General features: G+C 63.4%; 18 protein-coding genes. 14 read left to right on the top strand and 4 right to left on the bottom strand.

What is annotated here, in order from left to right; genetic code table 11:
• Nucleotides 1-112: 112 nt before the first annotated feature.
• The 3 genes from FQP90_RS04605 to FQP90_RS04595 all read left to right on the top strand — a co-directional run bounded on the left by FQP90_RS04605 (nt 113) and on the right by FQP90_RS04595 (nt 3327).
• On the top strand, nt 113-1741 hold the full coding sequence (locus tag FQP90_RS04605; RefSeq protein ID WP_144648722.1) for a LuxR C-terminal-related transcriptional regulator: 1629 nt from the start codon (nt 113-115) through the stop codon (nt 1739-1741).
• 98 nt (nt 1742-1839) lie between these two features.
• Nucleotides 1840-2169 carry a hypothetical protein gene (locus tag FQP90_RS04600; protein ID WP_244296490.1) on the top strand — a complete coding sequence of 110 codons (330 nt, stop codon included), beginning with the start codon at nt 1840-1842 and terminating at the stop codon, nt 2167-2169.
• Between the two features lie 27 nt (nt 2170-2196).
• Nucleotides 2197-3327: a flavin-containing monooxygenase gene (locus FQP90_RS04595; RefSeq protein WP_144648555.1), complete on the top strand. Its 1131-nt coding sequence runs from the start codon at nt 2197-2199 to the stop codon at nt 3325-3327.
• Here FQP90_RS04595 and FQP90_RS04590 read toward each other — a convergent pair.
• Nucleotides 3240-4217, bottom strand: coding sequence for a DUF389 domain-containing protein (locus FQP90_RS04590; RefSeq protein WP_144648554.1), 978 nt, complete (start codon nt 4215-4217; stop codon nt 3240-3242). The genes FQP90_RS04595 and FQP90_RS04590 overlap by 88 nt on opposite strands.
• A 178-nt stretch (nt 4218-4395) precedes the next feature.
• On the opposite strand from FQP90_RS04590, the gene FQP90_RS04585 reads away from it, so the two are divergent.
• The 4 genes from FQP90_RS04585 to FQP90_RS04570 all read left to right on the top strand — a co-directional run bounded on the left by FQP90_RS04585 (nt 4396) and on the right by FQP90_RS04570 (nt 12323).
• A complete protein-coding gene (locus FQP90_RS04585; protein ID WP_144648553.1) occupies nt 4396-6501 on the top strand; it encodes an acyltransferase family protein in 2106 nt (701 codons plus the stop codon).
• Nucleotides 6498-8579 (top strand): acyltransferase family protein, encoded by a 2082-nt coding sequence (locus FQP90_RS04580; RefSeq protein ID WP_144648552.1) that lies wholly within the window; start codon nt 6498-6500, stop codon nt 8577-8579. Before FQP90_RS04585 ends, FQP90_RS04580 begins: the two co-directional genes overlap by 4 nt.
• Before the next feature lie 243 nt (nt 8580-8822).
• Nucleotides 8823-10334 (top strand): IMP dehydrogenase, encoded by a 1512-nt coding sequence (gene guaB / locus FQP90_RS04575; protein ID WP_144648551.1) that lies wholly within the window; start codon nt 8823-8825, stop codon nt 10332-10334.
• A gap of 90 nt (nt 10335-10424) precedes the next feature.
• Complete coding sequence (locus tag FQP90_RS04570) at nt 10425-12323, top strand: ABC transporter ATP-binding protein (protein WP_144648550.1); 1899 nt, start codon at nt 10425-10427, stop codon at nt 12321-12323.
• On the opposite strand, the gene FQP90_RS04565 is transcribed toward FQP90_RS04570, so the two are convergent.
• From FQP90_RS04565 to FQP90_RS23235, 3 genes are read right to left on the bottom strand one after another with little or no spacing between them, the layout of a single operon-like run.
• Nucleotides 12320-12970 carry a hypothetical protein gene (locus FQP90_RS04565; RefSeq protein WP_144648549.1) on the bottom strand — a complete coding sequence of 217 codons (651 nt, stop codon included), beginning with the start codon at nt 12968-12970 and terminating at the stop codon, nt 12320-12322. The two genes, FQP90_RS04570 and FQP90_RS04565, sit on opposite strands and share 4 nt — an antisense overlap.
• Entirely contained in the window at nt 12967-13605 is a 639-nt protein-coding gene (locus FQP90_RS04560; RefSeq protein WP_144648548.1) for a hypothetical protein, read from the bottom strand. Before FQP90_RS04560 ends, FQP90_RS04565 begins: the two co-directional genes overlap by 4 nt.
• A gap of 49 nt (nt 13606-13654) precedes the next feature.
• Nucleotides 13655-14590, bottom strand: coding sequence for a WXG100 family type VII secretion target (locus FQP90_RS23235; RefSeq protein WP_167510408.1), 936 nt, complete (start codon nt 14588-14590; stop codon nt 13655-13657).
• Between the two features lie 235 nt (nt 14591-14825).
• On the opposite strand from FQP90_RS23235, the gene FQP90_RS04545 reads away from it, so the two are divergent.
• From FQP90_RS04545 to FQP90_RS04515, 7 genes are all read left to right on the top strand, one after another.
• Nucleotides 14826-15959 carry a GuaB3 family IMP dehydrogenase-related protein gene (locus tag FQP90_RS04545; RefSeq protein WP_144648545.1) on the top strand — a complete coding sequence of 378 codons (1134 nt, stop codon included), beginning with the start codon at nt 14826-14828 and terminating at the stop codon, nt 15957-15959.
• 177 nt (nt 15960-16136) lie between these two features.
• Nucleotides 16137-17891, top strand: a complete 1755-nt coding sequence (locus tag FQP90_RS04540) for a glycerol-3-phosphate dehydrogenase/oxidase (RefSeq protein ID WP_144648544.1) — start codon at nt 16137-16139, stop codon at nt 17889-17891.
• A 48-nt stretch (nt 17892-17939) separates the two neighbouring features.
• Nucleotides 17940-18428, top strand: a complete 489-nt coding sequence (locus tag FQP90_RS04535) for a PTS sugar transporter subunit IIA (RefSeq protein WP_144648543.1) — start codon at nt 17940-17942, stop codon at nt 18426-18428.
• A 120-nt stretch (nt 18429-18548) separates the two neighbouring features.
• Nucleotides 18549-19415, top strand: coding sequence for an SURF1 family protein (locus tag FQP90_RS04530; protein ID WP_144648542.1), 867 nt, complete (start codon nt 18549-18551; stop codon nt 19413-19415).
• Nucleotides 19412-19912 carry a DUF3817 domain-containing protein gene (locus FQP90_RS04525; protein WP_144648541.1) on the top strand — a complete coding sequence of 167 codons (501 nt, stop codon included), beginning with the start codon at nt 19412-19414 and terminating at the stop codon, nt 19910-19912. The genes FQP90_RS04530 and FQP90_RS04525 overlap by 4 nt, the downstream gene beginning before the upstream one ends.
• Before the next feature lie 107 nt (nt 19913-20019).
• A complete protein-coding gene (guaA, locus tag FQP90_RS04520) occupies nt 20020-21609 on the top strand; it encodes a glutamine-hydrolyzing GMP synthase (RefSeq protein ID WP_011775506.1) in 1590 nt (529 codons plus the stop codon).
• Nucleotides 21610-21771: 162 nt separating this feature from the next.
• Nucleotides 21772-25938, top strand: coding sequence for a DUF4011 domain-containing protein (locus FQP90_RS04515; RefSeq protein ID WP_144648540.1), 4167 nt, complete (start codon nt 21772-21774; stop codon nt 25936-25938).
• The last annotated feature ends 9 nt before the right edge of the window (nt 25939-25947 follow it).

The following is a 25947-nucleotide window of genomic DNA, read 5'->3' as shown; positions in this document are numbered from 1 at the left end:
CCTCTGCGCGAGGCGGCTATTGTCGGCGTACGACGGCGGCGGTACCCTGACGCTATAACGGCGGCTTGGGTGCGCCAACCGGGTGTTCCCGGTCGCGGGATGAGTCACGATGATGCCGGTCACTACCTTGGACCTCGGACGCTCGGCGTTCTCCGAGCATCGCTGGAGCGATGCTCTTGATTGCCTCGCCCGGGCGGATGCCGAGGGTGGCCTGCCTCCCCAGGACATTGAGTTGGTGGCGTCCGTGGCCATGCTCCTGGGGAAGGAATCCGAGGGCGTTGCCTACCTGACGCGGGCCCACGACGAGTACGTGACCATGGGGGACATTCCGGGAGCGGCCCGCTGCGCCGCATGGCTGGTGCTGTATCTCATGAACCTCGGAGAACCGGCACGGGGTTCAGGATGGTTGTCCCGCGCCAAGCATCTGGTGGAGGGCATGGCTGAGCCCACGGAAGCTGAGGGCTACCTCCTGATCCCGTCCGCATTGGGAGCGCTCTACGGAGGGAACCCGGAAACCAGCAACGAGCTTTTCAGCCGTGCCCTGGGAGTGGGACAACGGTTCCACGACCGCGACCTGACGGCCCTGGGACAGTTGGGCGTTGGGACGGCCCGGATCTCTTTGGGTTTCCCGGATGAAGGCCTCGAGTTCCTGGACGAGGTGATGGTATCGGTGACGGCAGGGGAAGTCTCGCCCATCCCTTCGGGAATCATCTATTGCGCCGTGATCGGCAGCTGCCGCCTGACCTTGGATGTGCAGCGTGCCCACGAATGGACAGCTGCCCTGGCGCAATGGTGCGGGCAGCAGCCGGACATGGTCATGTTCAGCGGGCAGTGCCAGTCACACCGAGCCGAGTTGTTCATGCTTCATGGAGCCTACGACGACGCCCTGGCCGCGCTCAGGATCGCACAGGAGAGATCGCGACACGGGGACCCTGAAGCGACGTGGGGCGCCTGGTACTTGCAAGGCGAAGTCTTTCGGCTGACCGGCCGTTTTGATGAAGCAGCCTCGGCCTATGCCAAGGCGGGCCGGACCGGTTTCGAAGCATTGCCGGGAATGGCTCTCATGCTCGTCAGACAGCACAAGGAACCGCAAGCCCAGGCCATCGTGCGCCGGGCGATGTCGGGCGCGGACCCGGCCAACCGCCGTCGGCTCCTTCCTGCGGTGGTCGAAGTGGAGCTTGCCGCCGGCGACCTCCAAGCGGCACGTGCGGCCGCTGACGAGTTCGGGGCACCGGTTCGGGACACGGGCAGGCCTTTGGAACAAGCGCTCGCTGCACAGGGGGACTCCAGCGTGCTGCTCGTAGAGGGCAACGCGGGCGCTGCCTTGGCCGCGGCGCGGAAGGCGTGGCGTCTTTGGTACAGCCTTGAGGCTCCCTATGGCGCCGCCGGCTGCAGGGTCCTCGCGGGGCGTGCCTGCGCCATGTTGGGCGACCAAGACTCTGCCGCCATGGAGTTCGAGGCCGCCAAGGCTGAGTTCGCCGACCTCGGCGCAACCCCGGCGGTTGCCGAGGTCCTGGAACTCACTGGAGAAACGGGCAAGGACATGTCCCCGCTGACCGGCCGCGAGCTGGAAGTCCTTCGACTGATTGCCGACGGACACTCCAACCGGACCATCGCCCGGGAGTTGTACCTCAGTGAAAAGACCATCGCCCGCCACGTCAGCAACATTCTTTCCAAGCTGGCGGTGCCATCCAGGGCAGCGGCGACGAGCTACGCCTTCCAGCACGGCCTGCACCGCTGACGCTCCACACCTCCTGAGCAGAAATACCCATGCCGCAGTGCAATGAATGGGCCATTCTGCCGACGCGGACCAGAGGGCTGGGCTCATAGCTTGTCCTTATGAACATTCCACTGCTTGCCGGCACCGTATCCACCGTGCTCTTCGCAGCCAGCATGCTGCCCATGTTGCTCAAGGCAGTCCGAACGAAGGACCTGGCGTCATACAGCCTGGGCAACATGGCCCTGACCAACGTCGCCAACGTCGTGCACTCGTTGTATGTCTTTGATCTCCCGGCAGGTCCGGTGTGGTTGCTGCACACCTTCTACGTGGTGGCATCGGCACTGATGCTCGTGTGGTGCCTGCGATACCGGAAGATGCCCGGTGATGGGCAGCTTGAGGGTCCGGAAACCTCTCCGGCAGTTGTTCACGAACCGCATTTGGCTCATTGATCCTGGCAAACAAGAAAGGAAACGACCATGTCATCGCACCAGAATCCAGTGGTGGACACCGTTATTGTGGGAGGCGGTCAGGCCGGGCTCGCGCTCGCATATTGGTTGGCCAAGGAAGGCAGGGACTTCCTCATACTGGACCTAAACCACAGGCCCGGGGACGCTTGGCGTCTGCGCTGGGACTCGCTGCGGCTCTTCACACCCGCCAAGTATGACGGACTCCCAGGCTCGCCTTTCCCCGGCGACCGCCTGGCCTTCCCCACCAAAGACCAACTGGCTGACTATCTGGAAGACTACGTTCGCCGCTTTGACCTCCCCTTTGTTCCAGGCATCCGCGTGGACGAAATCAACCGGGACGGTGAGGCCTTCACCATCAGGGCGGGCAACCGGACCTGGCACGCCCGCAACGTAGTGATCGCCACTGGAGGGCACCGCATCCCCAAACGGCCGCCGTTCGCTGGAGAGCTGGATCCGGCAATACTGCAGCTGCATTCCCAGGACTACAAAAACCCCGGGCAGTTGCGGGAAGGTCCTGTGCTCGTGGTGGGGTTGGGCAATTCAGGAGCGGAGATCGCCCTCGAAGTCGGACATACCCATCCCACCCAGCTCGCCGGTAAGCCCAGCGCCGAAATGCCGCTGCGGCATGGTCGGACGGCCGCACGCTTTGCGCTGCCCGTGGTCCGGTTCCTGGGGCTCTACGTCCTGAACCTCAACACGCCCATTGGTCGCAAAGCGGCTCCGGGGTTCAAGTCCATGGCTGCTCCGCTGATCAGGACCAAATCCAAGGATCTGGTTGCGGCCGGAGTCCACTTGGCCCCGAGGCTGGCTGGGGTGTCCAACGGCCAACCGGTCCTGGCTGACGGAACCCGTGTAAAAGCAAGCAACGTCATTTGGTGCACGGGCTATCACGAGGACTATTCGTGGGTGAAGCTGCCGGTGTTCGACCTCCACGGTGAACCGAGGCAGACCAGGGGAGTAGCCGATGACGTTCCCGGCGTGTACTTCATTGGCCAGGAGTTCCTGTTCGCGGCTGCATCGGCAACCTTGCCCGGAGTGGGCAAGGATGCCCGTCACCTTGCCCGGCGGCTGACCAGTGAGCGCCCACCGACGGTGGGGCGGCGCCGGGAAGGGGAGACTCGTTTGCCGATGAGTCGGTAGAACAGCAGTACGGCAACCGCAGCTGACACGATTCCCACAAGGTTCAGTGCCAGCTGCATGGCTGATCCCGCGGCTTTGTTGTATTCGCCCAGGACAAGGGCGACGGCGACATACCCCGCGGCGGGGACTGTTGTGACGGAAATGAAAACCCCCACCAGGGCGGAGGATCTGTGGCTGATCATGGACAGCATTCCCGCAGCCCCGGCAAGCGCGGCAACAATCAATGAATAAGGGCCGGGGTGGTAGATGAATTCGACGGCCGACCCACGCTCCAGCGCATCCAAGGGAAACAGCCCAAGGGGGATCGAGAGCCAGGCCGCAGCGGCCGTCACCACCATAGCGAGTGGGAAACCCACACCAAGTGCAAGGGCGGATGCGCGTATCAATCGCCACTTCCGTTCCACCAGCCCCACAGCCAACGCGGCCAATGGTCCGAACTCGGGTCCCACCACCATGGCACCAACAATTGCGATGGTGGAATCGGTCACAATGCCGATCGCGGCCAACTGGGTGGCTATGAGCAGGAACGCCAGATAGCTCCACGTCAACTTCGAGTCTTCCCCGGTTTGCCTCGACACTTCGTCCCAAATGACGGAATCCGCGGACTCTCCGGGCGCGGACGCCTCGGCCTCGTCCGCGCGAGCGGACAAGACCAGGTCCGGCGACGAAATGGAAATGGAGCCGAGCTCCGGAACCCTCAGCACGTGCAGCCGCCCGATCAGTTCTTCCGCGGATTCCCGGGCTATTTGAACGGTAATCAAGTCGCCGGGCGGGACCACCGATGCACCCCTGTGGTGGGCTGTCTCCGCGGTTCCGGTCTGCGCCAGACAACATTCCAGGACCGCTTGGGACAAGTCGGCCGGCACACAAAGGCGCAGTTGCACCATCATGGGGTTCCCTCCTTTTCGTCAGGCTTCAGCGTAGTTCCACCGGTGGACGTCAGGGCTTAACCAGCACAGGTCACGCACAGGTGCGGCTGGGAAAATCCATAGCTGGACCTGCGCTAATTGAGGGTCATACGGCGGCCGGAAAGGCCCTCCCGAATGGGTTCGGCCAGCCAAACCGCGTATGATTGATGCTTTGTGCCACAGCTTTGAGGAACTGCCTAACGTGACTACGCCGACGATCCCAGCCCCTGCCAATCGCGGTAGGCGAGCTTCCGGACCCGTTGCAAAGTCTAAGTTCCGTCCCGAAATACAAGGTCTTCGCTCCCTCGCCGTCCTCATGGTGGTGAGCTACCACATCTGGATCGGACGTGTCTCAGGGGGCGTGGACGTGTTCCTCCTGATCTCTGCGTTCCTTATGACGCTGCAGTTCACCGGACGCTACAAGCAGCGCCGCCCCATGGACCTGTTGCGGCACTGGCTGCATTTGTTCAGACGTCTGCTGCCCGCCGTCGTCGTGGTTCTGCTGGCAACACTCGCAGCTACCTTCGTGTTTCTTCCGCCCACCCGTTGGGTGGAAGTGGTGCACCAAGCCTGGGCTTCGCTGTTCTACTTCGAGAACTGGCTCCTCCAGGGGCTGGCAGTGGACTACTACGCGGCGGACCACAGCCTCGCGAGCCCACTGCAGCACTTCTGGTCGCTGTCCATCCAAGGCCAGGTCTTCATCATGTGGCCCGTCATTTTCGCCACCGTCGCGGTTCTGTGCCGCCGATTCGGCCTGCGGTACAGGGCAACGCTGGCGTACGTCTTCGCGATGATCTTCGTCCTCTCGCTCACCTACTCCGTCATTTTCACCGCCACAAACCAGGCCGTGGCCTACTTCGATACCTTTGCGCGGCTGTGGGAGTTTGCCCTGGGCACCTTGCTGGCACTGGTTCTCCCCGGGCTGAACTTCGCCAAGCCCGTCCGCGTGGTGATGGGCTGGATCGGCGTGCTGGCGATGCTCAGTTGCGGTGTCCTGCTGCAGGTCCAGACCGCTTTCCCGGGGTTCGTCGCGCTATGGCCCACCCTGGCGGCCGTGGCGGTTATTGCCGCAGGCCAGACGGGGAGCCGGTTCGGGGTAGACCGGATCCTCAGTTCCAAGTTCCTGGTCCGGCTGGGCGACAACTCCTATGCCCTCTACCTTTGGCATTGGCCCATCCTGGTGATCGCACTGGCGTGGAGCGGCAAGGACCACGCGGGGTGGCTTTCGGGGACCGTCATCATTGCCTTGGCACTCACGCTGGCCTTCCTCACCACCAAGTACGTGGAAAAGCCGTTCCGGGAATGGAAGTGGCCTGAGGTCAAGCGTCGCCGCTCAGCCATCGCCATCGCAGCGTGCCTCGCCGTAGCGTGCTCGCCGCTCCTGGGGTTCCAGTACAAGCAGGATCTCGACCTCAAAGCCGCGCAGGCACAGGCTTTCAACGACAACCCGGGAGCCCACGCACTCCTGCCCGGCTACGTGGACCTGGTCAGCGACGGCGCCAAGACGCTGCCCACAGCGGAGCAACTGCCCGAGGACTGGGCAACCTTGGCGGGCCCGTGCGAGGGTGAGTCCCGGCCGGACGAAAAGATGCTGCAGGACAAATGCCAGCAGAACGGCGTGGGGGATGACGCTGTCAAGGAAATCCTGGTGTTGGGCGATTCCCACTCCCAGCAATGGCTTGCCGCGCTGGGTCCCCTCGCTGAAGCCGAGCACTGGAAGGTGACGGCCCTGTTGCTGGGCGGATGCCACTTCATGCCCGACAATCCGGATGCGGAACCGGAGTGCAACGACTTCAACGCCGCAGCGTTCAAGTACGCGGCCGCCCACGCGCCGGACGCCGTGTTCATGGTGGGAACCATGGCATCGCCGTCGTCCTCGGATGAGCAGTTGGTGTACGGCTTTGAGCAGACCGTGACCAACTTCAACGACCTTGGCATCGGGGTGGTCGCCATTCGCGACAACCCCCGGTACGACTACAACGTCACCGAATGTGCGTTGGCCAAGGGCGTGGACAGCGCCGACTGCAAGTCCGACCAACCCGATGTCATTGCGGCAGAGAATCCCTTGATGGCGGTGCAAGGCATGTTTGGCAACGCCGCTTTCCTGGATATGACGGACCTTCTTTGCGATGGCGTCACGTGCCCCAGCGTGGTGGGAAACGTCTTCGTCTACCTGGACGACAACCACTTGTCCAAGACGTACGTCACCAGCATGAGCGAAATGTTTGAGGAAAGGTGGTTTGCCGCGACCGGGTGGCAACGATGATGGATATACGCGCAAGGGAGGCCGCTCCGGCGGCCAAAGAACGCACGACGACGAAACCCGGCTTCCGTCCGGAGGTCCAGGGACTGCGCGCCCTGGCGGTGCTCATGGTCGCGGCCTATCACATCTGGCTCGGCCGGGTGTCCGGCGGCGTGGACGTGTTCCTGCTGATCTCCGCGTTCCTGCTGACGTTGTCGTTCACCCGCAAGCTGGAGAACCGCAAACCGTTGCGCCTCCTGCAGCACTGGCTTCACGTGTTCAAGCGCTTGCTGCCCGCAGTGGTTGTGGTGCTCCTGGCGATCCTGGCCGGCACGTGGGCGCTCATCCCGCAAAGCCGATGGCCCGATGTCCTGACAGAGGCCTGGGCTTCCCTCACCTACCGTCAGAACTGGCAGCTTGCCGCTTTCGCCGTCGACTACTATGCCCAGCAGCATGTGGACGCCAGCCCCCTGCAACATTTCTGGTCGTTGTCTGTGCAAGGCCAGGTGTTCATCCTGTGGCCGCTGATCTTCGCCGGTGTCGCCCTGCTGCAGCCTCGACTGGCCACATGGTTTCCGCAGCGCAAAGCTGTGGGTCACAGGCAGTTGTTGTTCGTAGCCTTTGGCGCGGTGTTCGTCGCTTCGCTCGTGTTCAGCATCGAACAGACATACAGCAACCAGGCATACGCCTACTTCGACACGTGTGCCCGGTTGTGGGAGTTCGCCCTGGGATCCCTGCTTGCCTTGGCTCTTCCCTACCTGAAGCCAGGACGCCGGCTCCGTGTTGTGCTGGGGTGGGCAGGCATTGCGGCAATGCTTGCGTGCGGGCTGCTGCTCACCGTGGACCGCTCCTTCCCTGGCTTCGTGGCCCTGTGGCCCACCCTTGCCGCCGCGTGCGTGATCGTAGCCGGGCAAAGTGGCAGCCGGTGGGGTGTCGACCGGATCCTCAGTTCCCGTCCGTTGGTGGGCGTGGGAGGCATCTCCTACGCCCTTTACTTGTGGCACTGGCCGATTCTTGTCTTTTTCCTCCTCGCCACCGATACCGGCACGCCCGGAATCGTTGAAGGCCTCGGCATCATGGCGGCAGCAACGGTGCTCGCAATGGTCACCACCAGGTGTGTGGAAGAACCCATGCGGCGCTGGAAGTGGCCGGACGTGCGGTCCTGGCGTGCCGCCGTCGTGATTGCTGCCTGCGGTGCCCTGCTGGCGCTTCCGGTCACCGCGTGGCAGGGAGCCATCACCGCGGAGGCCACGGCGATCGCCGCCCAGCCCCACGAACTGACCCCGGGCGCGGCCGCGTTGTCCCCTGAATATGTAGGGCAGCCGAGCGAGGAGGCGCGGATCATCCCGGCGCCGGCAGCCATGAAGGACGAATGGGCGAACGTCGACGGTGCTTGCACGGGTGACCATGTCCCCAGCGACCCGGTGCTGGAGGGATGCCTCCAGAATGAGGAACCCGAGGTAGTCACCAAGAGAATCGTCGTGTTGGGTGATTCGCACTCCCAGCAGTACATGGCCGCCCTCGGCCCGATAGCCAAGCAGCACGGCTGGGAAGTGGTGACCTTGCTGAAGGGCGGTTGCCGGTTTGGTGCCCAATCGGAGGAACGACCCGATTTCTGCAACGAGTTCAACAAAGCAAGTTCTGCCTACGTCCTTGAGCACAAGCCGGACGCCGTGTTTACGGTGGCATCGCTGACGCACGTCGACGCGCCGTTCGAAACCGAAGTGCCCGGCTACCTCGAAGGCATCAAGCCGTTCACGGATCTTGGCATCGAGGTAGTGGGGGTGCGGGACAATCCGCGCTTCAGCTTCAACATGCCCGAGTGCGTCCAGAAGAAGGGCAAGGATTCGCCCGACTGCAACGTTCCCCTGGAGCAATCCTTGGCGGACGCGTCACCCTTGGATGACTACGTCGGCAAGGTGGATGGGCTTCACTTGTTGGACATGAGCGACTTCATCTGCGAGCAAGGGACCTGTCCGGCAGTCGTGGGCAACGTCTATGTCTATAAGGATGACAACCACCTCAGTAAGACCTACGTGCAGAGCATGATCCCGATGTTCGAGGAACGGCTGCTGGCCGCCACAGGCTGGTCAAGCAGCTAGCGTCCCTTGGCGGAGCGGTTCCCAAACGTACGACGGCGGCATGCCGGCAGTGCTGTTGCTCACACTCATACGTCGCGGAATATGGCGATCGGCGCGGAGGTTCTACTATTTATTCAATACCGGCAGCATGTTTTCTGCCTCGCGGTACCCTATGCACAGGCCAGTCCCGTAATGACGGGCTGGTCATCAGTTGCAACCCCTACCAGTTAAGCCCCCAAGAACCCAGGTAAGAGGCGCACACTCATGACCCAGCCCGAACACAATCCGTTTGGCTTCATTGGCCTGACGTACGACGACGTCCTGCTGCTTCCCGGACACACCGACGTCATTCCGTCCGAGGCCGACACCTCATCCCGCATTTCCAAGCGCATCAGCGTGCAGACCCCGCTGCTCTCCGCCGCCATGGACACCGTGACCGAGTCCCGCATGGCCATTGCCATGGCCCGTCAGGGTGGCTTGGGCGTGGTTCACCGCAACCTGTCCATCGACGATCAGGCCGAGCACGTGGATCGCGTCAAGCGCAGCGAATCCGGCATGATCACCAACCCGCTCACCATCGGGCCGGAAGCCACCCTGCAGGAGCTGGACGAGCTCTGCTCCCGTTACCGTGTTTCCGGCTTGCCCGTGGTGGACACCGACGGCCGCCTGTTGGGCATCGTCACCAACCGCGACACCCGGTTCATTCCGGAGTCCGACTTCCCGTTCCGCAGTGTCAGCGACACCATGACCAAGATGCCCCTCATCACCGGGCATGTAGGCATCAGCCGCGACGAAGCCTCGCACAAGCTGGCAACCAACAAGATCGAGAAGCTTCCCCTTGTTGACGAGCAGGGCCGTCTGAAGGGCCTCATCACCACCAAGGACTTCACCAAGGCCGAGCAGTACCCGCTGGCTACCAAGGATGATGAAGGCCGCCTGCGCGTTGGCGCTGCCATTGGCTTCTTCGGCGACGGTTGGGAACGCGCCATGAAGCTTATCGACGCCGGCGTGGACGCCCTGTTCGTGGACACCGCCAACGGCCACTCCCAGGGCGTTCTGGACATGATCCGTCGCCTCAAGTCGGATCCGATTGCCGCCCACGTCGACGTCATCGGTGGCCAGGCGGCAACCCGTGAAGGCGCCCAGGCACTGATCGACGCCGGAGCCGATGGCATCAAGGTGGGCGTTGGCCCCGGCTCCATCTGCACCACCCGCGTTGTGGCCGGTGTTGGCGTTCCGCAGATCACCGCCATCTACGAATCCGCGAAGGCTGCCATTCCGGCCGGAGTTCCGCTGATCGCCGACGGCGGCCTCCAGTACTCCGGCGACATCGGCAAGGCCCTGGTTGCCGGCGCCGACACCGTGATGCTCGGCTCGCTCCTGGCTGGCTGTGAGGAGTCTCCGGGCGACCTCATCTTCGTCAACGGCAAGCAGTTCAAGAGCTACCGCGGCATGGGTTCCCTCGGTGCCATGCAGTCCCGTGGCAAGAACACGTCCTACTCGAAGGACCGCTACTTCCAGGCCGACGTCTCCGGCGATGACAAGCTCATCCCCGAAGGCATCGAAGGCCGGGTGGCCTTCCGGGGCCCGCTGGCTTCGGTGGCCTACCAGTTGGTCGGTGGCCTCCGCCAGACCATGTTCTACACCGGTGCCCCCACCATCCCGGAGCTGAAGGCGCGCGGCAAGTTCGTCCGCATTACTCCGGCCGGTTTGAAGGAATCGCACCCGCATGACATCCAGATGACGGTGGAAGCGCCCAACTACGGCTCCCGCTGATATCCAAGCTGTTCCCCGTGGAAGCATCCGCGGGGAACAGCTGTTTAAGGAGGCGGCAATAGTGTCGGTCCACAAGCATAGGCTGGGGTCATGTCTGAAAAGCCCGCGCAACCGCGGCACCCGGAGTCGGTCCGACTGAACTCAGTCCAACCGGTCAAGACGCCGCCCCGCAAGCTGGCGCTGCGGCCCTATGCACGCGCCGTCGGGCAGGTCCTGAAAGTCAGCTTCAAAGCCTCGCCCGTTGCCGTCCTCATGAAGGTGGCCGGCTCGTTGATCTCCGCCACCCTGCCGCTGGTCACCACCTACTTTGCCGCGCTGACCACTACCGCGTTGGCCGCCGGTTACGCAGGAGACCCCGACGCCGGCCCCCGGGCCATTCTGTACGTCATCATCACGGCGGCGCTTGGGCTGTTCTGGGGCGCCTTCAGCAGCGTGGACCGCTATATCCAGCAGCTCATGAGCTTCAAGGTCGGCGCAATCGTGGGCGACATGATGTACCAGCGTTTCCTGGCGCTGGAGTTCTGGCGCTATGACGACAAAGAAACAGTGGACCTCTACGACCGCGCCAAGCGGTTCTCCGATTCCTATGCCAGGGTCCTGGACCGAATTGCCGCCATTTTCACGCAGCTTGTTTCCGTGATCCTCGCCATTGGGGCGCTGCTGCTGGTCAGCTGGTGGATCGCCGTGATTGTGCTGGTGGCGATCGTGCCCAGTGTCTACCTGCAGTTCAAACTGTCGCGCGAGCAGATCGCACACTGGAACACACAGGTTGATTCCCGGCGGCAGCGCCGGATGATCGAACAGAACCTGCTCCGGCCCCAGCACATTGCCGAGATGCGGCTCTACGGGATCGTTGGGTACCTCATGGACCTGCGGTCCCGTTTGCGGGACGCTGATGAGCGCCGGCGGCTGGACTTCCAAAAACGGTACATCCCCAAGCAACTGGCAGCTGATTCCCTGCAGTACGGTGCCGAAGTCGTCTCGCTGGTGTGGGTTGTTGGACAGATCATCGCCAGGGCCCAGCCTGTGGGGCAATTCCTGTATGTGCAGCAGATCGTGAGCCGTGCGTTGTCCACAGCAAACAGCCTGGTGTCCTCCCTGAGCTCCATTGACGAGGATCTCGCAAACCTCAAGGACTATGAGCTCTTCATGGCCCTGCCGGTTCCCAGTGGCAAAGAACAGCCCCTGCCGTCGTCTCCTTCCACCGTGGAACTCCGCGACATCCGCTTCAGCTATACGGGAAGCGACATCGAGGTCATCAAGGGCATTTCCATGACCATCAAGGCCGGCCAGCACATCGCGATCGTCGGCGAGAATGGCGCAGGAAAGTCCACCTTGATCCGGATTCTGGCGGGACTGTATAGGCCTGATTCAGGCCAAGTACTGCTCGACGGCGCAGACCTCGCCGGGATCGATATCACCAGTTGGCACAGGCACCTCGCCGTCCTGAGCCAGGAATTCCTGAAATACGAGTTCGCCACCGCGGCGGAGAACATCTACCTCGGGGATGTGGACCAGCCCCGGGACGATCACCGCATTCGGCGGGCAGCCTCCGACGCCGAGGCCATGGAATTCATCAACAAACTGCCCAACGGCCTGGAGAACCATGTCAGCAACTGGATGGAAGATCCCCGGGGACGCAAGGGGAGCGGGCTTTCAGGCGGGCAGTGGCAACGGCTGGCCATGGCGCGCAACTTCTACCGGGATGCCTCGTTCATGGTCATGGACGAGCCCACCTCCGCCATCGACGCCTTGGCGGAGCACCGCATTTTCACGCGTCTCTTCGCTGACCGGAGCAGCACCATCATCGCCATCAGCCACCGCCTTGCCACCATTGAGAAGGCGGACATCGTGTACATGCTGGAGGATGGGCGCATCGCCGAGCAAGGTACCCACCGGGAACTCGTGGCCCTGCGTGGTCGGTACTTCCGGATGTTCGAATCCCAGCTTTCAGTGGACGAGACCAGCCGGAAAAGTCCTGAGGCCTAGAGCGGACCGTACCCGGCGTCACCGTAGGGATCGCGCCAAGTGGCAAGGTCCTGTTCCAGAAGCGCCCTGAAGTGAGGGTCATTGGCAGCCTTGCGACGAAGTGATTCCCGCGAACGGCCAAGGATGGTGGCCGGGATGATGATCGCGGCCACGAGGAGGCAGATGAGGAACGCAAGCACCGTGGCCAGCGTTAGCAGGACTTCGGGGTCTTGCCAGGTGGATGGTTTAGCCGTGAAGGCGAACACTCCGATGAAGACGATCAGGATGAACCCCACGAAGGACAGTGCCCCTCGCAGGCTCCCGGGCCCACGATTGACCAGCGCTCGGCTTGTTTTAGGCAACCGGTCCCGCACCCGAGCATAGAAAACGCCGCAGAACACAGCAATTGCAGCTCCGGGAAGGCCGAGGGCGGGAAGGGGCGCGAACGTGCCAAGCCGAACGGAGAGGACAGCGCCTAAGAGGACGAGGCACGCGCCGAGTCCGGTTCCGGCCGCCCAAGCGCCCATGTAGGCGCCACGCGCGCCGGCGATTTCACGCAGGCGGGAACGCGCACTCGCCGGAGTGATGGCGGCGAGCTCCGGGGACAGCCAATAGTCCAGGGGGCGGTCGGAGTGGAAAAGTGGAGAGGGGCCTGTCTGGTAGCTCACCCGGGGTACTGCTCCAGACCTGCGCGGATACGGGCATCGAGCTGCTCACGCTCGAGGGCTGAGGACTCGAGATTTTCGCCCTCGCCTGCAGCGATCGAAAGGGAACCGTCGGCCTCCGCCTTGACGTGTACTGCGCGGGACGTTCCGTCCTTGAAATGGCGGCGGGTCGTGGCGGCCGCGGGGAATCCGTCCGGCGCCTGGTTCAGATAGTAGTCGGCCATCTGCACGGCCGTGGTGACCATGCCCTCGGAGCCCGTAATGGGGTGCAGTTCGTGAACGCCGTACTTACTCAGGTTGAGCAGCAGTGCACCCTGTTCTGCGCCGAACATGAAGGAGACATGTTCCGAGGCAGGGGTGACGAGGGCTGATTCCAGCCATGACGTGGAGTCCGCCAGGACAGCCGTAACCGTTGCAGCAGGCCCGACCGGCAGGAGTGCGTCGTTTTCGATCTTCATCAGCCCACGCTCCAGCAACGTGGAGACACCGGCTTGTTCCAGCGGCGCCCCTGCGGCGTGGTCGAGGCGGAACAGCGTCTGGCACCTCAGGGCGCCGTCGGTTCCAGCCAGCGCGATGAGAGCAATGAGCTCATGTTCGGTGATGAGCAATGCCTGGTTTTCTTCGGTCTGAGTGGTCATTTCTGCCTTTTCTCGATCGGTTCTGTGTCCAGTCTAGGAAGTCGCGCGATCATGTGAGCCATCCCCAGACCTTCTTCGCGCCGTCGGCCACTGCCCCGGCAGCGTCCTGGGCGCCTTCCCAGACATGCTGGGCGCCATCAGCGATCATGGAGGAAGCGGAGTCGTAGCCCATGTTGGTGGCCAGGAGGCCCAGACCGCCCCACGCGATGCCGGCAACGGCGCAGGCAGGGCCAATCACCGGGATAAAGCTGCCCACAGCCAAGGCAGCGGAGATGCCGCCGTCCACTGCAACTCCGGGATGTCCTGTCTGGATGCCTTGGTAGACCTGGAAGCCACCGGTCACAATTCCCAGTGCTCCCGAGAGGCGGCCAAGCATCGAACTGCCGTTGAGCAGCTGGGTGCCCTTGACATAGCCGGCGCCGGCGGCCTGACCGTACTGGGCACTCAGCCAAGGCCACTTTGTCAGCTCCGTCACCAAGCCGCCTCGTGCCATCTGGGCCAGGATGGAGTCCGCCACCACGCCGTTCGCGGTTACCAGGGCGTTTCCGGCCCACCATCCCTGGCTTCCGGTGACGCCGAGAAGGCCTTCCAAGCCAGTGGTTGGACCGACGTGGTTTCCATTGCCACCGGGAACCTGTGGGGCGTTGGGTCCGCCCGGCCCGCCTGACCCGCCTGACCCGCCTGGTCCGCCTGACCCGCCTCCGAGGGGGCCACCTTGGGTACTGGCCTTCTGCTGTTCGTCGGCCTGGGTGCGGAGCACCGTGGCCGCGTCATCCAGGGAACGGGATGCCTTGTGCAACATGGGCCGCAGCGTGCTGCTCCACTCGCGGCGGAAGCGCTCTCCGTCGGTTCCTTTCCACGCCACGCTGGAGATCAGGCTGTTGACCTGAAGTTCCTGGTTCTGGAGTCGGCTCCCGGCCTGTCCCATTTGTTTGGACAACGAGCGGAGCTGTTCAATGTCGGCTCCGTAGAATCCGGGCGCCATGGTTCCCCCTTGCATGGTGTGGTGTATTTCCGCAGGCTATCGGATATGTCCAGGATGCTGCCATGGGCACCTCTGCCCATGTGAACACTGCCCGGCACCCGCGGCAGCAGCCAGCGGGCCCGGAACCGGAACCGGCACCGGCCAAGTCTCGTTCAATGCCTTCTTAGCCCATTGTGAAGTGCCCACGCCATTTGCCGAATCGGGGTTCCGGGAGGGGTCCAGTAAAGTAAGAGCCGTGACTTATGAGATTGAGATTGGCCGTGGCAAGCGTGGGCGTCGTGCCTACTCCCTGGACGACATTGCGATCGTCCCCAACCGCCGGACCCGCGATCCCAAGGACGTCTCCGTCTCCTGGCAGATCGACGCCTACAAGTTCGACATTCCGGTGATCGCAGCGCCCATGGATTCGGCCATGTCGCCGGAAACCGCCATTGCCTTGGGTCGCTTGGGCGGCCTCGGTGTCTTGGACCTTGAAGGCTTGTGGACCCGCTACGAAGATCCCCAGTCCGTGCTGGATGAGATATCGGCGCTCGCCGGAGAAACCGCGAGCCCCGCCGTTACCCGGCGCATGCAGGATCTCTACCAGGCACCCATCCAGCCCGAACTCATTACCAGCCGCCTTGCCGAGATCCGCGCCTCCGGAGTGACAGTGGCAGGCTCCCTGACGCCGCAGCGCACCCAGGAGCACTACAAGACGGTCCTGGCGGCCGGTGTGGACATCTTCGTCATCCGTGGCACCACTGTCTCCGCCGAGCACGTCTCCAAGAACCACGAGCCGTTGAACCTGAAGCAGTTCATCTACGAACTCGACGTTCCCGTGATCGTCGGCGGTGCCGCCGGATACACCCCGGCGCTGCACCTCATGCGCACCGGCGCGGCCGGCGTCTTGGTCGGCTTCGGCGGCGGTGCCACCACAACCACGCGCCGCGCCCTGGGCATCCACTCGCCGATGGCTTCGGCCATCAGCGATGTCGCCGCCGCCCGCCGGGACTACCTTGATGAGTCCGGCGGCCGCTACGTGCATGTCATTGCCGACGGCGGTATGGGCGCCTCGGGCGATATCGTCAAGGCAGTTGCCATGGGCGCCGACGCCGTCATGCTGGGCAGCGCACTGGCGCGGGCCGAAGAAGCCCCCGGCAAGGGCTGGCACTGGGGCCAGGAAGCCCATCACCTTGAACTCCCGCGCGGCGACAGGGTCAACGTCGGAACTGTAGGCCCGCTGGAAGAAGTTCTGTTCGGACCGGGGCACCACACCAATGGCACCTCCAACCTCATTGGCGCCCTGCGTCGCTCGATGGCGACCACCGGCTATTCGGACCTGAAGGAGTTCCAGCGGGTCGACGTCGTCGTCTCGCCGTACCTCGGCTAAGCCTTCATAAGGAGGGCCCCGGGAGCAGACCACGGTTTGCTCTCGGGGCCCTTTTTCGGATTTCGACCGGGACGCGTCAGCTCGGCAGCCCTGCCGTCAGTTTGGCAGCCCTGCCCAAGGCGACGAGCAGCAAGTAGGGTAGGGGACTACCAGCTGTTGCGTTTGAGGAGGGGTCCGATGAGCAATGTCGCAGGCGGTCCGCAGGTGAGTTCCCCGGGAGCACTGAGCCCGGAATCCCGTGCCGCATCGATCGAAGTCCTGAAAGCTACCGCCGAGGCCGGCAAGGAGCTCGACATCCTGATTGTCGGGGGCGGGGTGGTGGGAGCCGGTGCTGCACTGGATGCGGTGACCCGAGGCCTGACTGTGGGCATCGTCGAGGCGAGGGACTGGGCCTCCGGCACATCCTCCCGCTCGTCCAAGCTCATCCATGGCGGACTTCGGTACCTCGAGATGCTCGATTTCGGCCTGGTCCAGGAAGCCCTGCAGGAACGCGGGCTGTTGATCCAACAGATCGCACCGCATCTGGTACGCCCTGTGCCGTTCCTGTATCCACTGACCCGCCGCTTCTGGGAGCGCCCCTACGTTGGGGCGGGCATCATGCTCTACGACACCCTGGGTCTGACGTCCGGACACAGCCGCGGCGTCCCCATGCACAAGCATCTCTTCCGGCGCGGAACCCTGCGGGCGGCTCCCAGCCTCAAAGATGATGCCTTCGTCGGATCCATCCGCTACTACGATGCGCAGGTGGATGACGCGCGCTTGGTGGTCAACCTGGTCAGGACTGCCGCGCACTACGGTGCGTATGCCGCCAATCGAGTGCGCGTGGTGGACTTCCTTCGTGAGGGTGAACGCGTCGTCGGGGCCAAGGTGGAGAACCAGGAAGACGGCAGTGTCTTCGAAGTCCGGGCCAAGCAAGTGGTCAACGCCACCGGTGTGTGGACTGATGAAACGCAGGCCATGGTGACTGACCGTGGCCAGCTCAAGGTCCGTGCGTCGAAGGGAATCCACTTGGTGGTGCCGCGGGACCGCTTCCAGTCCACGGTGGGCCTCATCCTCCGTACCGAGAAATCCGTGCTCTTCGTCATCCCTTGGGGCCGCCACTGGATCATCGGTACCACCGATACCGACTGGACGCTGGACAAGGCTCATCCGGCCGCTTCCAGCAAGGACATCGACTACGTCCTGGAGCACGTCAACAAAGTCCTCAAGCGTCCTTTGACCCGTGAGGACGTCGAAGGCGTCTACGCAGGTCTCCGCCCGCTCCTGGCAGGTGACAACGATTCCACCGCCAAACTGTCCCGTGAACACGTCGTGGCGCACCCTGTGCCCGGGCTGGTAGTGGTTGCGGGCGGCAAATACACCACCTACCGGGTTATGGCGAAAGACGCCGTGGACGAGGCAACGCGGGCCATGGACGAACGCGTTCCGTCGAGCTGCACGGACACTATTCCGCTGCTCGGTGCCGAGGGATTCAAAGCGGCCTGGAACCGGAGGGGCCGGTCGGCAGAACAAGCCGGGGTGCACGTGGCGCGCGTGGAGCACCTGCTCAACCGCTTCGGATCCATGACACCGGAGGTCCTGGAGATCATCTCCGGCCGGCCGGAATTGGGGGAACCCCTTCCCGGTGCCGATGACTACCTCGCCGCAGAAGTTGTCTACGCGACAACCCATGAGGGCGCCCGTCACGTGGACGACGTTTTGACCCGTCGCACCCGAATCTCCATCGAAGCGTGGGACCGGGGTGTGTCTGCCGCGCCCGTTGTAGCTAAGCTGATGGGAGAAATCCTTGGCTGGAGCGAGACTCAGCGAGAAAGCGAAATCAAGCACTACCTTGCGCGCGTGGAAGCTGAACGACTCAGTCAGCAGCAACCCGATGACGAATCGGCCGATGCTGCGCGCATGGGAGTGGATGACATCGTCCCCCTTCGCTGACCAGCACATGGAACTGAGGCCGGGAGGCCACACTGGAGGGAACACGACTTGGCTGAACCACTTGACCGGTATGACGCGGAACTGACAACCCCGGATACTGTCATCCTCGAGCTTGTCGCCAAGGACAAGATCGACGCAGCTGCCCAGCTGGCCCACAAGCTCCACGATGCCGGCAGGATCTCGAATCTTGAGGGCTTCCTTGAGCAGGTTCATTCGCGGGAGCATCAACTCGCGACGGGACTGCCTGGCGGCATCGGCCTGCCCCACGCGCGCAGCGAATTCGTGGACAGGATCTCCATCGCCGTGGGCGTGACCAAGTTCGGACACGCCCTGGATTTCGGTGCCACCGACGGACCGGCGACTCTCATCCTCCTCATCGCCACGCCAGCCAGTTCCTTCTCCGATCACCTCGAGGTCCTGGCCACCTTGGCGCGTTCCCTGTCGAAGGAGTCATTCCGCGAATCCCTGCGGCGGGCTCACGATCCCGAAGTGATCTCCGAGCTCATCAACTCCAGCCTGGTGTTCTTCGACCATTAGAAGAGTGGGGCAGGCCCTTCGCGTCGACTCCGTCGCCACCCAGGGACCCTGCTGCCCCACTCGAGGCTGGCCTCAGCCCTCGTTTCGTTGTTCTACAGCCGGACGAAGTACGGTTAAGGGGTGTTGAAAACCGCGTTGAAACCCCGCTGGATCGCAGGACTGGTCTTTGCGCTTCTGTTGTCCGGGGTGTTTGTGCTGCTCAGCCAATGGCAGCTCAGCCGGTCTGCCCAGCACGAGCCTCCCGCGCCGTCCAGCATCGAAGAAGTGAAACCGCTGGTGGATGTCCTCCAGCCGGGCCAGTTCTTCCCGGGCTCCGTCTCTGACCAGATGGTCAGTGCGACCGGAAGCTACGACCCCGGCAAGCAGGTGCTGGTTGAAGGCCGCCTGTACAACAACCAAAAGGGATTCTGGATCGTCTCCGCCTTCGCCGTTAATGACGCCCCCGCGTTGAGCGGCGTTGCTGCGTCTCCGCAGACATGGATCCCTGTTGCCCGCGGCTGGGTGGCTGATGCCGCCCAAGCCGGCCCGCCGCCGTCGGGCACCGTGACGTTGACCGGTCGCCTCATCCCGTCTGAAGCGCCAACGCCAAACGTCGACGCCGGTCCAGGCCGCGCGTCTGCGGTGTCGGCCGCGGAGCTCATCAACAAATGGGAAGTCTCCAGCTACCCGGGCTTCATCGCCGCGACGTCGGAAGTGGCCGACGGCGTACCCATACCCCTCGGCGACAACGTCAAGGCCCTCAACATTCCGCCGCAGCCCCCTGCCGAGCAGGTCAACTGGCTGAACCTCTTCTACGCGGTGGAATGGGTGGTCTTCGCAGGCTTCTCCATCTTCATCTGGTGGCGACTGGTCAAGGACGACTACCGGCGAGATCTCGAAGAGGACGAAGACGACAACGAGTACGGCGACTTTGACGACGAGCCGGACACCGCTGAGGCAAGCCAAGAACCTACAACCCCAGAGCCAGAACAAAAGGTGCAGCAATGATTGAGCCCAAACCGGCCAGCCAGCCCGAGCAATCAGGACCCAAGCCCAAGAAGCGGCGGTTCGGCGGAACGGAAGCACAGATCCGTTCGGCATTGAAGTTCTACAAAGTCATGGCCTACCTCACCGGTGCTATGCTTCTCCTGCTGTGCGCCGAACTGATCGCCCGCTACATTTTTGGTGTTTCTCTCTTCGCGGGTGGCACGAACGCGGCTACCGGCCAGCCGTTCGGCTTCGGCTTTGCAGAGTCCGAGCCCAAGGGCGTCATTGGCGGATTCAACATTTCCACTTCGGTGCTGATCGTGCACGGTTGGATGTATGTGGTGTACCTCGTGTCCAACTTCCGCTTGTGGTCGCTGATGCGGTGGCCGTTCTCCAAGATGATCCTCCTGGCATTGGGCGGCGTGATCCCGCTCCTGTCCTTCATTGTGGAGAAAAAGTTCCATGCACAGGTGGAAGCAGAGCTCGCAGCCAACCCGCAGGCGTCCAAGCGCTACTAGGGCATGCGGGCGTTCCAATGTGAGATGCCTAACTGCGGGGGCTGTTTTGGCCCCTGGCCCACCCCGTCAACGTGCACCGGGGTGGCCCGGCAAAGTAGTCTTGTTTGGTGACTACTCCCACCGCACCCCAGACTTCCCAGAAGCCGGTGCTGGTTGTTGACTACGGTGCCCAGTACGCGCAGCTGATTGCCCGCCGCGTCCGCGAAGCGAATGTGTATTCGGAAATTGTTCCGCATACCTTCACCACCGAGCAGCTTCTGGCCAAGAACCCGGCAGCCATCATCCTCTCCGGTGGCCCCTCGAGCGTTTACGCCGAGGGAGCCCCGAGCGTCGGCGCTGACCTTTTCGAAGCCGGAGTGCCGGTCTTCGGTATCTGCTACGGCTTCCAGGCCATGGCCAACGCCCTAGGCGGCAAGGTGGCCCAGACGGGTCTCCGGGAGTACGGCGCCACCGAAGCACTCGTCGTAGGCGATGCCCGCTCCATTCTGGACGGCGTCCCTTCATCCCAGAACACCTGGATGAGCCACGGCGACTCCGTCCACGAGGCCCCTGAGGGCTTCGAAGTCCTGGCCTCGACGGCCGGCGCACCGGTGGCCGCCTTCGCCAACGACGAGAAGCGACTTTACGGCGTGCAGTGGCACCCCGAGGTCAAGCATTCCGTCCACGGCCAGCACGTCCTGGAGAACTTCCTGTTCAAGGGTGCGGGCCTGAGCCCCAACTGGACCACGGGCAACATCCTCGAAGAGCAGGTGGATCGTATCCGCCAGCAGATCGGCGATTCCAAGGTCATCTGTGGCCTGTCCGGCGGCGTCGACTCCGCTGTCGCAGCTGCACTTGTCCAGCGGGCCGTGGGGGACCAGCTGACCTGTGTGTTTGTGGACCACGGACTCCTGCGTGAAGGCGAAGCCGAGCAGGTCGAACGCGACTTCGTGGCAGCCACGGGCGTCAACCTGTATGTTGCCAACGAGCAGGAGCGCTTCCAGTCTGCGCTTGCCGGTGTCAGCGATCCCGAAACCAAGCGCAAGATCATCGGTCGCGAATTCATTCGTGCCTTCGAGGAAGCGGAGCGGGCCATCATCGCCCAGGCCGCTGCCGAAGGCGAGAAGATCAAGTTCCTGGTCCAAGGCACGCTGTACCCGGACGTTGTCGAATCCGGTGGGGGCGAAGGCGCTGCCAACATCAAGAGCCACCACAACGTGGGTGGGCTCCCGGAGGACCTGCAGTTCGAACTCGTCGAGCCGCTGCGTGCCCTGTTCAAGGACGAGGTGCGTGCCGTTGGTGCCCAGCTCGGGCTGCCACAGGAAATCGTCGGCCGCCAGCCGTTCCCGGGTCCCGGCTTGGGAATCCGGATCGTCGGTGAAGTGACCAAGGAACGTTTGGACCTGCTGCGCAAGGCTGACGCCATTGCCAGGGCGGAACTGACCGCCGCAGGCCTGGACAACGACGTCTGGCAGATGCCGGTGGTCCTCTTGGCCGATGTCCGCAGCGTTGGTGTCCAAGGCGACGGCCGTACGTATGGCCACCCGATCGTGTTGCGTCCGGTGTCTTCCGAGGACGCCATGACGGCTGACTGGTCGCGGTTGCCGTATGACCTCTTGGCCCGGATCTCCAACCGCATCACCAATGAGGTGGACGGCGTAAACCGCGTGGTGCTGGATGTCACCAGCAAGCCACCGGGAACCATCGAGTGGGAATAGCATTGTGAGTGGCCGGCTTCCTTCGGGAGGCCGGCCACTGTGCTTGAATCGGGAGTGCCGATGACCCGCGAATCGGCAGGCACCTGTGAAATGACGGCGAATTTCGCGTCGGAACAGCGTTGCGGAGCGGGCTGACCGGGTATTCCCGCTACCCTCGAAAGTATGCCGGTATGGTCCAAGGCGTCTAAAGCTAGTACAGAAAAGAAGGCAGAAGTTGTGTCAGTAGGTCAAGGCCACGAAGAGGGCTCCGAAGAGCTCCGGAAATGGCTGTCTGGTCTCAAGCCCGTCACCGGGGCGGACACGATGCTGCGTTTCGTCAAGACGCCGGAAGGCGCCATAGATCTTAGTAACGCACACCCTTCCGGGCTGGCGCAGTTACTGGCGGGCCGGCGAACACGCCTGTCCACCCTGATCAGGGACAGGCAACAATATCTGGTGGCTGCGCGGGCAGCGCGCAACATCCGATCCAAGATCTTCGAGCTCAGCAACGATCGCGGTATCGAAGCCGGGTATTTGTCAGCCGGAACGGTGGTGTGGACATCGGCTGTAGGCGGCAAGCCGCAGCGCGTCTCGGCACCCGTCATGCTGACCTCCATCGTGCTCACCGTTAGGCCGGGCGAAGACGACTTCGAACTTCAGCTCACCGAGCAAGCCCGCATGAACCCGGCCTTGGTGCGCCATTTGAAAACTGTCCACGGCATCGTCTTCGACGTCAACGCCGTAGCCCGCATGGCCTACAACACGGCCAGGCTCGATCCCCAACCGGTCCTGGACCGGTTGTCCACACTGGTTCAGCCCATTCACGGCGCCGAGGTGGAGTTCAACCTGCTGGTCACCACTCTGGCCGACCTGTCGGGGAATCTGGACGATCCCTGGATCAACACCAACAACCCAGTCGTTGCCGCGCTCGCTACGGCAGCCAATGGCGGCGACATTGAACCGGAGTCCATCAAAGCCGGCAGGTTCTCCAGCCTGGACCAAAGGGACCCGGCTGATGAACTTCTCTTGCTTGATGCAGACACGGACCAGCAGTACGTGGTGGATGCCGTTCGCGCCGGGGACTCCCTGGTGGTCAGCACCCCTCCGGGAAGCGGGCAGACACAGACGGCCATCAACGCCATCGGCGCCCTGGTCAGCGAAGGCAAGTCCGTGCTGGTGGTGGGGGACAGGCAGTCCAGCCTCGCCGGTCTCTCCGCCCACTTGGAATCGCTTGGCCTGGATTCGATGCTTTTCCGTCCCGGCAACGGCACCACGCCGCAGCAGCTCAAGGGCCAACTGGTCCGGGCCATCATGCGCAACGAGAAAGCCCTTGAACCACAACTGGGCAACCTCCACCAGACCCTGACCGGACACCGTCACGCCCTCATGGACCACGTCGCCTCGTTGCACAACGTCCGTGAGCGGTGGGGGTGCTCGCCGTACCAGGCGATGCAGTCGCTTGCAGAGCTGACGTCCATTCACCCCGCGCCATCAACCACTGTTCGTTTGAAGCGCAGCGTCCTGGACAACATCAAGGACCGTGAGGAGCTGGCTGGGCGCCTGCGTCGGGCTGCCGAACTGGGCAGCTTCAGCAGGGCTTCCACCTCGAGCCCCTGGTACGGCGCCCGCCTGGTTACCCGCAAGGAGACCGAGGAAGCGCAACAGCTTGCACGCCTGGCCGAGGAGAAGCTCCCCGTCCTGCGGGACCGTATGAAGCAGGTTTCCGATCACGCGGAGATCAGGCTGGGAGAAACACTCAGTGAGTGGGGTGCCCAGCTGGAATTGCTGATCGCCGTGCGGGAGAGCTTGGATAAGTTCACGCCCGACATCTTCGACCGGCCGGTCCACGACCTCATTTCCGCTACGGCCAGCTCTGCCTGGCGGCGTGAGCGCAACCTGGAGATGCCATCCATGCAGCGTTCAAGGCTGCGGCGGGTGGCGAAGGAATATGTGCGGCCCGGCGTGCACATCGCAGACCTTCACAGCTCCCTGGTCCTGGTCCAGGAGCAGCGTGCCCTGTGGGCGGGCTACGCCACCACGCAACGCCATCCTGCAGTGCCTTCCGGGCTTGCGGATCTTGGATCTTTGTACCGGGAACTTGATGGTGAATTGCGCCGTCTCGGTGAGGCCCTGAAGCACACATCTGCTGGAGGCTCCCTCCACGAAGTGCCATACCTGGAGCTCATGGAGCGGTTGGAACGGCTTGTCGCGGATACCGCCACGTTGGAGACGCTCCCCGAGCGCACGCTCTTGATCGAGGAAATGCGCGAGCATGGCCTTGGCGAATTGCTTGCCGACCTCGCCGCGCGAGAAGTACCCGCCTCGTCGGTGGCCGCCGAGCTGGACCTGGCGTGGTGGCAGTCCGCGCTGGAGGCCATGATCAGTGGTGATGATTACCTCGCTATGTCCGACGGCGACTCCCTGCGTCGACTTGAGGCCGAGTACCGCCTTGCGGATCAGGCACACATCGCCAGTGGCGCTGCCCGGCTTCGGTGGCAGTTGGCCCAGAAGTGGCGCCAGGGGATCCTGGAACATCCACGGCAGGCCGAACTGCTTCGTGCGTTGCTGAAGGATGGACGGGTCACCTTGCCGGCCCTGAGCGCACAAGCTCCGGACTTGGTGCCGTTGCTGGTCCCGGTGTGGTCGGTCAGCCCGTACCTGCTCACCGGCGTACTTCCTGCAGAGCAGAAGTTTGACGCCGTAGTGATCATCGACGCCGAATCCACGTCCCTGCAGGCCGTTCTCCCCGCCATTGCCCGGGCGCAACAGGTGGTTGCCTTCGGTGATGCGAAGATCGCCAACGCGCGGACGTTCAGTGTGGCAGTGGAACCGCCGGTTGCCGGCGTGGCCAACCACGAGAATGTGGACAGTGCATTCAAGGCGCTGGCCAGGGTTTTGCCTACCTGGCAGCTGAACTGGGTGTACCGCGCGGTGGATGAGGACTTGATCCTTCAGCTAAGCAAGAACTACTACGACGGCGGCCTCCGCCGGCTGCCCGATGGCAACTCGGTCACGGGGCTGGATCGCTCAATCCATGTGGAGTACATTCCCGACGGAACCGGACTCCCCGGGGCTGACCATGAGGGTGTGGAGTCCGTCACCGCCGAAGTCAACCGCGTAGTGGACCTTGTCTTCGAACACGCCAGGCTCAGGCCCCGCACGTCCTTGGCTGTAGTGACGGCCAGCCTGCGTCACGCCGCACGGATCGGCGAGGCCATCAGGCTGCAGTTGCCTAACCATTCTTTGCTGTCTGCTTTCTTTGGCGCCGGTCCTGAGTCCTTCCGGGTGGTGGACCTTGAGCGCGCCCAGGGCCTTGTGCGGGACCACGTTATTTTCTCGTTGGGGTACGGCCGGACTCCGCATGGCCGCGCGCTTCATTCCTTCGGTCCGCTGTCCGTGGAAGGCGGGCGGAACCGCTTCGCCCTGGCGATGACCCGCGCCCGCCGTTCCATGCACGTCCTGAGCTGCTTCCGGCCTGAGGACCTGGATCTTGACCGCCTTGCCCACGGTGCGGTGGACTTCTACGAACTGCTGGACCGGGAGCTCTCCGGAAATAGTAACCTCGGAACACCTGCGTCCCGTGCCGTCGCCAGTGAGCAGGCCCTGGGGGAGGACCCCCTGGTAGCTGACTTGGGGGAACGCCTGCGCGCCCGGGGTGCCCGTGTCTGGCACCTCTACGATGGCGTGTTGGACATCGCGGCGGCGGCTGACCCTGTGCACACGATTGGCAGGGAGGGCGCTGAGATCCCTACGCCGGTTGCCATCGAGTCCGATGGCACCGAACGCTACAGGCGCATGAGTGTCCGCGAACGCAGCCGGTTGCGGCCGCAACTGCTGGAGCGCATGGGGTGGCGATACATGTCGCTGTGGACCATTGAGGTCTTCACTGACCCGTCCTCCTGCGCTGATCGGATCGGTTCTTACCTGGGGCTCGAGAACCACATTCCGCAGCCTGCGGCCTCGCCTCAGCATGGCTTCCTGGACATGGATGTTGAACAATTGAATCTGGACCATGCGAAGCCAACGTTCGGCCGGAGTTCGGCTCGACGGGCGGACGGCGAATCCATTAACGCTGCCGGCGACGACTCCGACGTCGCTGAGGACAAGAAGGAAGCACCAATGACGGCACGGGGAACAGAGGCAGAAGACAGTTCCGTGGAAGAATCCGGCGAATCACTCAGCAGCACAGAAAGCGACGCTGCAGACGCGAAGGGAGCAGGAGTGAAGCCCAGCTCCGGCGGTATTCTTCCCACCAAGGCTGCCGAAGACGACCCTCGTCGATGGGGCGACGAGGCAGGCTACGACCATGAGCAGTGGCTGAAGGAGCAAAAGCCCCCGCACTGGGGCTGAATGGCTCCC

This window comes from Paenarthrobacter nitroguajacolicus (assembly GCF_007786235.1).
GTDB lineage: Bacteria > Actinomycetota > Actinomycetes > Actinomycetales > Micrococcaceae > Arthrobacter > Arthrobacter nitroguajacolicus_A.
Note: the sequence above shows the minus strand (reverse complement) of the source record. Positions and strands in the feature narration are given on the sequence as shown.